This is a genomic window from Nodularia chucula CCY0103 (assembly GCF_963923915.1).
Lineage (GTDB): Bacteria > Cyanobacteriota > Cyanobacteriia > Cyanobacteriales > Nostocaceae > Nodularia > Nodularia chucula.
Genome location: NZ_CAWUOL010000132.1, coordinates 1 through 9,558, shown reverse-complemented (window position 1 = coordinate 9,558; position 9,558 = coordinate 1). Strand labels below are relative to the sequence as shown.

10 protein-coding genes are annotated in these 9,558 nt (G+C 40.5%); 4 read left to right on the top strand and 6 right to left on the bottom strand.

From position 1 onward, the window contains the following. The first annotated feature begins 622 nt into the window (after positions 1-622). From ACM0OP_RS22705 to ACM0OP_RS22690, 4 genes are all read left to right on the top strand, one after another. A complete protein-coding gene (locus tag ACM0OP_RS22705) occupies positions 623-817 on the top strand; it encodes a heavy-metal-associated domain-containing protein (protein WP_414530678.1) in 195 nt (64 codons plus the stop codon). A gap of 76 nt (positions 818-893) precedes the next feature. Continuing rightward, positions 894-3,167: a heavy metal translocating P-type ATPase gene (locus ACM0OP_RS22700; RefSeq protein ID WP_414530679.1), complete on the top strand. Its 2,274-nt coding sequence runs from the start codon at positions 894-896 to the stop codon at positions 3,165-3,167. A gap of 8 nt (positions 3,168-3,175) precedes the next feature. Beyond that, positions 3,176-3,403 carry a hypothetical protein gene (locus tag ACM0OP_RS22695; RefSeq protein ID WP_414530677.1) on the top strand — a complete coding sequence of 76 codons (228 nt, stop codon included), beginning with the start codon at positions 3,176-3,178 and terminating at the stop codon, positions 3,401-3,403. 495 nt (positions 3,404-3,898) lie between these two features. Continuing rightward, positions 3,899-4,285 (top strand): hypothetical protein, encoded by a 387-nt coding sequence (locus tag ACM0OP_RS22690; protein WP_414530676.1) that lies wholly within the window; start codon positions 3,899-3,901, stop codon positions 4,283-4,285. Positions 4,286-4,345: 60 nt separating this feature from the next. On the opposite strand, the gene ACM0OP_RS22685 is transcribed toward ACM0OP_RS22690, so the two are convergent. From ACM0OP_RS22685 to ACM0OP_RS22660, 6 genes are all read right to left on the bottom strand, one after another. Continuing rightward, a complete protein-coding gene (locus ACM0OP_RS22685; protein WP_414530675.1) occupies positions 4,346-5,590 on the bottom strand; it encodes a glycosyltransferase family protein in 1,245 nt (414 codons plus the stop codon). A gap of 463 nt (positions 5,591-6,053) precedes the next feature. Continuing rightward, positions 6,054-6,455 carry a type II toxin-antitoxin system VapC family toxin gene (locus tag ACM0OP_RS22680; protein ID WP_414530674.1) on the bottom strand — a complete coding sequence of 134 codons (402 nt, stop codon included), beginning with the start codon at positions 6,453-6,455 and terminating at the stop codon, positions 6,054-6,056. 9 nt (positions 6,456-6,464) lie between these two features. Next, positions 6,465-6,758 (bottom strand): hypothetical protein, encoded by a 294-nt coding sequence (locus ACM0OP_RS22675; RefSeq protein ID WP_414530673.1) that lies wholly within the window; start codon positions 6,756-6,758, stop codon positions 6,465-6,467. 161 nt (positions 6,759-6,919) lie between these two features. Then, positions 6,920-7,573 (bottom strand): alpha-ketoglutarate-dependent dioxygenase AlkB family protein, encoded by a 654-nt coding sequence (locus tag ACM0OP_RS22670; protein WP_414530672.1) that lies wholly within the window; start codon positions 7,571-7,573, stop codon positions 6,920-6,922. 26 nt (positions 7,574-7,599) lie between these two features. Further along, entirely contained in the window at positions 7,600-8,508 is a 909-nt protein-coding gene (locus ACM0OP_RS22665) for a hypothetical protein (protein ID WP_414530671.1), read from the bottom strand. Between the two features lie 354 nt (positions 8,509-8,862). After that, complete coding sequence (locus ACM0OP_RS22660; RefSeq protein WP_414530670.1) at positions 8,863-9,438, bottom strand: Uma2 family endonuclease; 576 nt, start codon at positions 9,436-9,438, stop codon at positions 8,863-8,865. Positions 9,439-9,558 lie beyond the last annotated feature (120 nt).

Here is a 9,558-nt window from a genome sequence, read left to right as displayed (position 1 = left end):
TTTGCCACTCTTCAGATGTACGGAGTTTGTTCAAAACTCAAATAGGATTCCTATATTATGATTGAAACTACATTGTTTATCAGTTTTATGGTTATTTGCATACAGTCTTTAGGAGGATGAACTAAAGGCATAGAAAGTTTAAATTACTATTGGTGTAGTAAATGCTTGGTATACATAAGGGCTTGGTTGATCCAAGCCTTTTTTTTTGAAATTTTGGTTAATTGATATTAAGTTTCGATGAATATTTAGAGCAATTTCCATGCAATTGAGGTACAGGTAGTAATAATTAAACGCAGATGGACGCAGATAATTTTTTACTTTCTTAGACTAGGAAATTATATATAAATTAGATACTTTTCTGTTGGGTTAACTGAGATGTTGGATTTTGTTACTTTAGTCCATCTACTTTAGTTATAAGTGATTGAGTAGATCGGCATGAATAATTTTTGGGATTGGGCTGGCGATCGCCTGATTCTGATTTTTAATTTGAAGATTTGTAAAGTATGATGTACTCTCTAGTTGGGTGGAGAGTTTAGGATGAATATTAGGTAGAAGCAAAGCTGAAGCGCTGACTATGGCTTTGTAGACTTTGTATAGTTCTTTAATTTCACAGCTGCAATTTATGACACTTAAACTCACAGTTCCCAATATGGCTTGTTCTGCTTGTGCCAACAATATTACTAATGCAGTTAAAGCTGTTGATGCCAATGCTACCATTCAAGCCGATCCCGAAACCAAGTTTGTCAGCGTAGAAACTCAAGCATCAGAAGCCACAATTAAGGATGCTTTAGCTGCTGCTGGTTATCCAGTGGCTTAAAACTCATCAGCTGTTGCACATTTAATTCCAAAATATGCAACAGATCCCCTACATCAGTCAAGGTGGTTTACTTAGCATGGATACTCTCACTCTGAAACTGCGCGGTATGAGTTGCGCTTCTTGTGCGAACAATGTCGATAAAGCAATTCGGTCGGTTCCTGGGGTGATGGATTGCAATGTTAACTTTGCGGCTGAACAGGCGACAATTAATTATGATTCCCAACGCACTGATTTAAAGACAATTCAAGGTGCTATCGATGGGGCGGGATATTCTTCTTTTCTGGTTCAAGAAGACGTATTTGCTGGAGAAGATGAGGCGGAAACAGCTATTCAGTTAGCGGAAGATCGGGAAATGCTGCGTAAGGTAATTGTGGCGGGTGCGATCGCTATAATTATTTTTGTGGGTTCCATACCCATGATGACTGGGTTACATATACATTTCATTCCCGCTTTTCTTCATGATTATTGGGTACAGTTAGTATTAACTACCCCGGTACAGTTTTGGTGTGGTGGGAGTTTTTATGTTAATGGCTGGAAGGCCATGAAACACCATACAGCAACAATGGATACCCTGATGGCTGTGGGTACAAGTGCAGCATATTTCTATTCTGTGTTTGTCACTCTGTTTCCTGGATTTTTTGCGGCTCAGGGTTTAATCCCTCATGTATACTATGAAGTCTCGGTAATGGTGATTGCTTTAATTTTGCTGGGGCGATTGTTAGAACATCGCGCTAGGGGAAAAACTTCGGAAGCAATTCATAAACTGATTGGTTTACAACCGAAAAATGCTAGGGTGATTCGTGATGGTGTGGAAATGGATATTCCCATTACGGATGTCAGAATTAATGATCTGATTTTGGTACGCCCTGGGGAAAAAATTCCTGTGGATGGTGAGGTGATTACTGGTGCTTCTACGGTAGATGAGGCGATGGTGACTGGTGAAAGTTTACCTGTGCGGAAGCAACGAGGAGATGAGGTGATTGGGGCGACGATTAACAAAACTGGGAGTTTTCAGTTTCGGGCGACAAGGGTGGGAAAGGATACGTTTTTGGCGCAAATTGTCAAACTTGTACAACAAGCACAGGGTTCTAAAGCCCCTATTCAAAGGTTAGCTGATCAAGTCACAGGCTGGTTTGTACCTGTTGTGATGGCGATCGCGATCGCTACTTTTGTGATTTGGTTTAATTTCATGGGTAACTTTACCCTAGCCATCATGACCACGGTGGGTGTGTTAATTATCGCCTGTCCTTGTGCTTTAGGTCTAGCTACGCCCACATCAATTATGGTGGGGACTGGTAAAGGTGCAGAAAATGGTATTTTAATTAAGGATGCCCAAAGCTTAGAGTTAGCACACAAAATTGAAACTATTGTTCTGGATAAAACTGGGACTTTGACTCAAGGTCAACCCACGGTGACAGATTTTGTCTCTGTTAATGGTACAGCTAATCATAATGAACTCCACCTTTTACAGTTGGCGGCCACTGTGGAACGCAATTCTGAGCATCCCTTGGCTGAGGCGGTGGTAAAATATGCCCAATCCCAAGAGGTGAGTTTAACTGAAGCTGATAATTTTGTAGCAGTTGCAGGTAGTGGTGTGGAAGCTGTGGTTGCAGAACACCTCGTACAAATTGGTACACAGCGTTGGATGGGGGAATTGGGAATTAATACTGATACCCTCCAGGAATATAAACAAGCCTGGGAAGCTGCGGGTAAAACTGTAATTTTAATGGCTGTAGATGGGGAAATCCAAGGTGTGATGGGGATTGCGGATGCTCTCAAACCTTCCTCGGTAGGGGCAGTAAAAATACTGCAAAAGTTAGGTTTAGAGGTAGTAATGTTAACTGGAGATAATCGTCAAACTGCGGAGGCGATCGCCCAAGAAGTTGGCATTCAGCGAGTTTTTGCAGAGGTGCGCCCAGACCAAAAAGCTGCCAAAATTCAATCTCTGCAAGGGGAAAGGGGCAAAATTGTGGCGATGGTGGGTGATGGGATTAATGATGCACCTGCACTGGCGCAAGCAGATGTGGGAATTGCCATTGGTACGGGAACAGATGTGGCGATCGCCGCTAGTGATCTGACTCTCATATCTGGAGACTTACAAGGCATTGTCACCGCTATTCAACTCAGCCGGGCTACCATTAGCAATATTCGCCAAAACCTGTTTTTTGCCTTTATTTACAACGTGATTGGTATTCCTGTAGCTGCGGGAATCCTGTTTCCCTTCTTTGGTTGGTTGCTAAATCCCATTCTCGCTGGGGCTGCAATGGCCTTATCTTCTATATCTGTGGTTACAAATGCGCTGAGATTGCGTAAATTTAAACCAAAAGTCGTCTCTGTAACTGTACAATAATTCAACCAATGTTCAACAAAAATATACTTTGGGCTAGTCTGACCGCTTTCAGTCTATTTCTAGGAGCAGCATCAGCCGCAATGCCATCGGGAGAAACTCAGGAATTTCCAGCCATTGAGCAACCCTTAGCATTGAAAGTTGGTGTCACTGTTGGCGGTTTAGCCTTAATTGGTTTAGAGCTATGGTGGTTTCTATTTAGTAAATCATCAGCACCAACCAATGGCAAACAAGAGTAGTGAATGTTGACGAGGGAAGCGATCGCAGTTCCGTATAGTATACAGCGATCGCCTAATTGATTGATCCCTAGCCACAGGGATCTCTCTCCCAAATTGTAATTCTCCTTTGGGCATAAATGATTGCAGTGGCCAGCCCCTCATCTGCAATTTAAACCCTCCTCAAATTGGTTAAAACTATTGCTATGAATGGCGTTGAAACTTTCTATATTTTTCTAATCTCTAGGTGTAGAATGTGCTTTTTTCTCTGTTATGGTACTACGCATATACATTAGGAAATAAACTGATCATAAAAGTTAGACACCGAAAGGCTTTTACCCCACTCCCTACTCCCTACTCCCCACTCCCCACTCCCCACTCCCTACTCCCCAGCTATAATACCCATAGCAGAAATCAGATATTTAGCAACTCAAGGAAATTCTGCCAGCATTTCAGCTTAAAATTGCTAAAAAGGTCAATTTATAGTTAACTTGGCCATTTGCAGGACATCCCCAAGCCATGATGACTGAAATTTTTCCCTTCCAGTTTGAAGTCAACACCGTCGTGATCGCTGGTGCAACTTTATGGTCATTAGCCCTATACTTAGTTTTTTCCTCACTGCGTGAAAAAATCATTGAGCTGTTGAATCGCTGGTTTAATTTTGCCGAGCGATCGCTTTACACCAGCCAAAGCGAATTTGAAAAGACACGGGAAGCCAGAGAATCCCAAAACGCCTTTTATGCTTCCCTATTTAGCATTGTTCCTTTTCTAGTAAGTGGTGCTTTATCCAACTGGCTGATAGAAATTAGCTTAGGACGCAGTTGGGGCATCAGCATGGGTATCATGGCTTGTATTATTGCTGGTGTCTATGAACTTGGTAGACAAAATGCCAGTTTTCCCGATTAATTAAACCCACGCAGGTGGGTTTCGTCTGTGTAGCCGCGACTTCTAGTCGCCAAGGCTAATTTATAAAATATCACTAACTAAACTGGCTAACTTTTGGGCTGCACCACTTTCTCCCCGGACGCTGCGTAATTTTTCCCTAATTGCGTCTAGTTTTTCGGGATGATTCAAAAAGTCTAAAACCATTTCTGCTACCTCTTCTGGCTGGAGTTTACCCACCAATTCGGGTACTATCTCTTCCTGCGCCCAGATATTTGGCCATGCTAATAAACCTTTTTTACTTAATACCAGCCAGTTAATCACCTTCGCAAAGGTAGAACCCACCCCAGGTAAATTAGCTAATATTCCTGGTAAACCATCCCAAGAACGCATCGCATCCAGTTGTTGTGTGGGAATTAAAACAATCATCGGTACAGCTAAAGCACCGAGTTCAGCTGTGTTTGCCCCTACGGTGGTTAAACAGATTGTACATTGAGATAATAGTTGATAGGCGGGATTTTCTCTGCACAATTCCACAAACAAACCCTTCTCAGTTTTCAGCACCGGATACTCAGATTCAACTAAAGTAGCTGAGAAACTGTTAAATATCTTCACACAAGGGTTTTTTTCCGAGTCGGCAAAACTGGCTAAAGTTTGTAAATCTAATGTCGGCGCAACGGGAATCACAAATTTGGTTTGGGGTCTTTGAGCGTGAATATATTGGGCGATCGCCAAGCATAATGGCACACCTTGGGCTAATTTTGCCGCCTTTGACCCAGGAAGTAAACCAATAATCTCAGTTTTGGAATCAGAGTCAGGAGTGAAAACCTGCTCAACGGTCTGCGCCTCCAGCATCAAATCTCCCACCACAGCGAACTTGTGGGCATATTTGGGGGAAACTTTCTCAGCTACCTTGGGTTGCATGACTCCAAAACGGTCAATCAAATTATGCCACCGTGCATCCCATTCTGCGTAAACCACTGTGCGATAACCGAGTTTTTTGCCAATGACTACGGGAAAAATTTGATCACCACCCAAGAAAACTACCACACCGCGATCCCGCCATTCCCAATTTTCCACAGTCTTACCCCACAGCAAGAACCGCCAAAAATGCTCTGCTGCTTGAACTCTATCTACTTCTGGATAAGAAAGGGCGATCGCCGCCTCCTTACCACTCGCATTTGGACAAGGGGACAACACCACAGAAACCCGCACCACAGAACGATCATTCCCTAGTTTTTCCCGCAAAGCCTTGACAACAGGACGCACCCATGTAGTCACTTCCCCAGGGCCATTAGAAAGAATCAGAATATCAACTGGTTTACTCATTATTCATTGGAAGGGTTTTGAAATCACGTCACATCATTTTCATATATGAAATCAGCAACGCCTAAAAAAGTGCATTAATGAAATGTAACGCACCTTACAAGATATGCGATCGCATTGCAGTAGTATGTTATCTAGTTTTAGATTATTTAAGTTCAGGGCTTATATCTCACATATACCTAACAAGATATCACATCTTTATAATACACTACACGAACAATTTAGTTAAAAAAATTGCACTTATTTGTTATAATATTAATTGTGGTTAATAAGAGATAAATTACCTTATAAAATCTACATTTAACTGGAATCCAGAACAGAATTTAAAAACCTTATAAATCTAGCTAGTAAACGAAGTCAATCACCAGAATCAATTATTAGTGAAGCGGTCAGATCATACCTGGAAACTCAATCACCAGAAACAGTTAATAAATCTGTATCTGAATCCATCTTATGACCTTCATAATTAGGATGAAGGGGTAATAAGCCGTAGATTGGGAATATCCAAGAAGTCTTTGATGTTGTGAGTAACTAGCGGTAAGTCATAGCGTAAAGCTGTTGCAGCAATCCAAGCATCTTGTGGAGATATTGGTCGTCCTGCGCTTTGTCGCTTGGCACGAACATACGCCCATTCTCGACAAAGTGATTGATCAACTGGAATAATTAAGTAGTTAGATAGGTATTGTTCTAGTTGTGTGAAACGGCGATCGCCCCACTGACGCAAAATTGCCCACTGAAATAGTTCAGCTACGGTCATGAATGACATTGCTAATTCTTGACCAGTTAAATATGGTAAGTAAGGGTCGGCATAATCACTACCTTTGAAGATGAAAGAAGCGATATCAGTATCAATGAGGTAAAAACTCATGGCGTTTGGTTAGATCACTTCTTTGCGTTGTTGTCGTAGGAAGGTGAGAAAATCTTCGATGGAGTCTTCTTCAGGCCAAAAGTCAGCAGCGAGATGTTTGAGGTTATGTACGGTGATAGGGGTCTGTGTGGCGAGTAGTTCGTTGAGTGTGGTATCTTGCCAAAACTGATGACTGAGATTTTTAAGATCGGTTTGAGAGTGTGAGGATAAATCGCTTTGGGTAAAGATTTGCAACAGTTGTTGACGTTCTGTGGATGATAGCTGTTGGATAGCAGCGATCGCATTTTCGAGTCGTGAAGTCATAGTGTGGTTTTGTGGTTATCTGATTCTATTTTATTTAAAAGTAGGGGCGATCGCTCTCCCAACTTATTCCTAAACTATTGTAAGGAGCGCTTCGCTATCGCTCACAAATACCCCAATTTTAGGCGATCGCAATTCCAACTTATACCTAAATGGCGATCGCACTAATTTATGAGCCTAAAAGTTAAGTTGATTCTTGGCATTACAGGCTTTTTAGTTTTAGGTATTTGATGCCGCCAATATTCTTGAGTCTTGCCTTTCATGATTAAGAGACTACCATGAGTTAAATTAAGCTCTACTTTCTCCTGCTCCTTTTTAACTTCATGCCTAAGTTGAAACTTTCTCTCTCCTCCAAAACTGAGAGAAGCTATAACTGGTTGTTTTCCCAGTTCTGGTTCATCATCACTATGCCATGCAATACTATCCCGCCCATCACGATAAAAATTAAGAAGAACACTGTTAAATGAGAATTTAGCTATCTCTTCAACTCGGCTTTTTATATAGAGTAATACTGGTAGCCAAGGTTCTGGTTCCATCGCTATTCTTGAATAAACATAGCGTTTACCAGCATCTCCATACCACGCAGTTAGTCTTGGTATATCTACTTCTTTCCCATAGCATTTGATTTTCTCCTGCCCCCAGCGAACTTGAGACAAGAGTGTTTGAAAAATTTTGTCGCTCTCGTTACCAGAAAAGCAACTCGAATACAACTCGACTTCTGCATCAGGAATAGATAAATGCTTTATTTCTAAAGACGAAAATATCTCTTCCTCATTCCAAAGACTAAGAGACAGTTGTGTATCGCTATAATATTCCATAAAGCATAAGGATGTTTGGTTTCAGATCACTGCTTAATTCCAATGCTGTAGACTACATCCCAAGTTAAGCGTGGTTGCCTTCTATCAAGAAGAACATTGTATACCTGTCCTAATGCTATAGGATCTTCTTCAAGTCTGCCTTGAGATTTTATAAAGGGTGAAAGTAATAATCCTGATTCTGCGGCAATATTAGCCATGCGGTTTTGCCACATAAAACCGCGTCTCTCTATAAATACAAAACGCGCACCAGAAGGTGCAAATTCAGCAACCTTGCTTAAAAAGGCTCTTAATCCTGGATCATCATTAAATACCTCAGATAGCAAAAAGTTTATTACATATACATCTTGTCCCCAAACATTACCAAGATAGGGAAGTCGATCTAACTGAGTAACATCGCAAGCCAAAAAATTACCTGATGGTATCATAGGCCATGTAGATCGATTCGTCCCATATAATTTTCTGAAAGAATCATTAATTTGATCCCTGATTCCGTACCAAGAACTTGTCCATTCCTCAACTCTGTCAAGTAGTTGAAAGTCTACACTAATACTATGTCCAAGATTTTGTTGAGCGAAAAATTTTGCCATTGCCAACAACTCTGTACCTGGTCCAGCACCAAAAGCACAAATTTTTACCTCATGACGTTCCTTTGCAATTCCCAAAACATATTGATTTAAGTCTTGATCAGATTCGAGAACATACTGAAAGGTACTGGAATTAGCCGCAGCAACAATATAGAGATAAGCAAGTCGGCAAGCAGGATATTGATAGTTTAAATTGGGAACTCGGTTAGAGTACCATTCTGCTTGATTACGTTCAGCCTCTTCCACAATAAGCTCATATATTTCATCTACTGACTTGTTTAAGTGATCTGCTATGAAGTCAATTTCACGCTCAATTACTAAACCTAAAAGTTCAAAGAAAGTAATCGTCATTTGAAAGGTTATTCCTTATTGTTCAGTTTAACTGCGGTCTAAAGGCTGAATTGAGCCGCAAGCGATACCTTCAGTCAGCGCTTCGCTATCGCCTAAGTCAAAATATCACAGTATTCTCAGTGTCAATGTTTTGTCACATAACAGCATAACTATGTAAACAAAATTTAAAATCAGGTGAGAGAATCTGCATTCTTTGTTAAGATTTGCTAACAATTATGTTGTTTTCTATATCATTTTGTGTTAGATATAGGATAAAACCCCCACAGAATCCGAGTTTTCTGCTAAAAAATTCTTATTGCCGAAAATCATCGAACTTAAAATCATTTACCTAGCTAAATAAATACCTGTCTAATTTTACCAAATCATCCCCAAATTCACAACAAAACCCTTTAAAACATCTTCCCCCGAAACTGTAGCAGGAGAATCCAAAAACTCAACCTCCTTACCAGTTCTATAAATCTCCACCTGACGAGATTTACGATTAATTAATATCCCCAAACGCACACCATTATCTATATATTCCGTCATCTTTTCCTGTGTAGTCTTCAAACTATCACTAGGAGAAAGTAACTCAATTACAAAATCAGGACAAATGGGAGGAAACTTTTGTCTTTCTTCATCAGTTAAAGCATCCCATCTTTCTAACTTGATCCAAGAAGCATCAGGAGAACGATCTGCACCATTTGGTAATTTAAAACAAGTAGAAGAATCAAAAGCGATGCCAGTACCATCAGCATCAGTCCAATTCATTAATTGTTGAGTGATTCTTCCATTACGATTTCCTGTTTCTCCTCCCGTTGGTGGCATAATTATTAAATCCCCATTTGCAGTTCTTTCAAATCTCAATTCCCGGTTATTTTGACATAGTTGAAAAAACTGCTCATCAGTCATTTCTATTACTGATTTCAAATTGACAGTTAAAGCATTCATGGTTATATCCTCATTGAATGTTTAGGGAAAAATTTTAACTATCTTATATCCTAATTATATATTATTATAGGACTCCTATTTGATTTCTGAACAAGACTAAGAGAAAATACGGGGAGGTAT

Excerpts from the sequence above, each read along its gene's own strand:
- ACM0OP_RS22700 (WP_414530679.1), top strand. The coding sequence starts at position 894 with ATGGATACTCTCACTCTGAAACTGCGCGGTATGAGTTGCGCTTCTTGT.
- ACM0OP_RS22660 (WP_414530670.1), bottom strand. The coding sequence starts at position 9,438 with ATGAATGCTTTAACTGTCAATTTGAAATCAGTAATAGAAATGACTGAT.
- ACM0OP_RS22695 (WP_414530677.1), top strand. The coding sequence starts at position 3,176 with ATGTTCAACAAAAATATACTTTGGGCTAGTCTGACCGCTTTCAGTCTA.
- ACM0OP_RS22685 (WP_414530675.1), bottom strand. The coding sequence starts at position 5,590 with ATGAGTAAACCAGTTGATATTCTGATTCTTTCTAATGGCCCTGGGGAA.
- ACM0OP_RS22670 (WP_414530672.1), bottom strand. The coding sequence starts at position 7,573 with ATGGAATATTATAGCGATACACAACTGTCTCTTAGTCTTTGGAATGAG.
- ACM0OP_RS22705 (WP_414530678.1), top strand. The coding sequence starts at position 623 with ATGACACTTAAACTCACAGTTCCCAATATGGCTTGTTCTGCTTGTGCC.
- ACM0OP_RS22680 (WP_414530674.1), bottom strand. The coding sequence starts at position 6,455 with ATGAGTTTTTACCTCATTGATACTGATATCGCTTCTTTCATCTTCAAA.
- ACM0OP_RS22665 (WP_414530671.1), bottom strand. The coding sequence starts at position 8,508 with ATGACGATTACTTTCTTTGAACTTTTAGGTTTAGTAATTGAGCGTGAA.
- ACM0OP_RS22690 (WP_414530676.1), top strand. The coding sequence starts at position 3,899 with ATGATGACTGAAATTTTTCCCTTCCAGTTTGAAGTCAACACCGTCGTG.
- ACM0OP_RS22675 (WP_414530673.1), bottom strand. The coding sequence starts at position 6,758 with ATGACTTCACGACTCGAAAATGCGATCGCTGCTATCCAACAGCTATCA.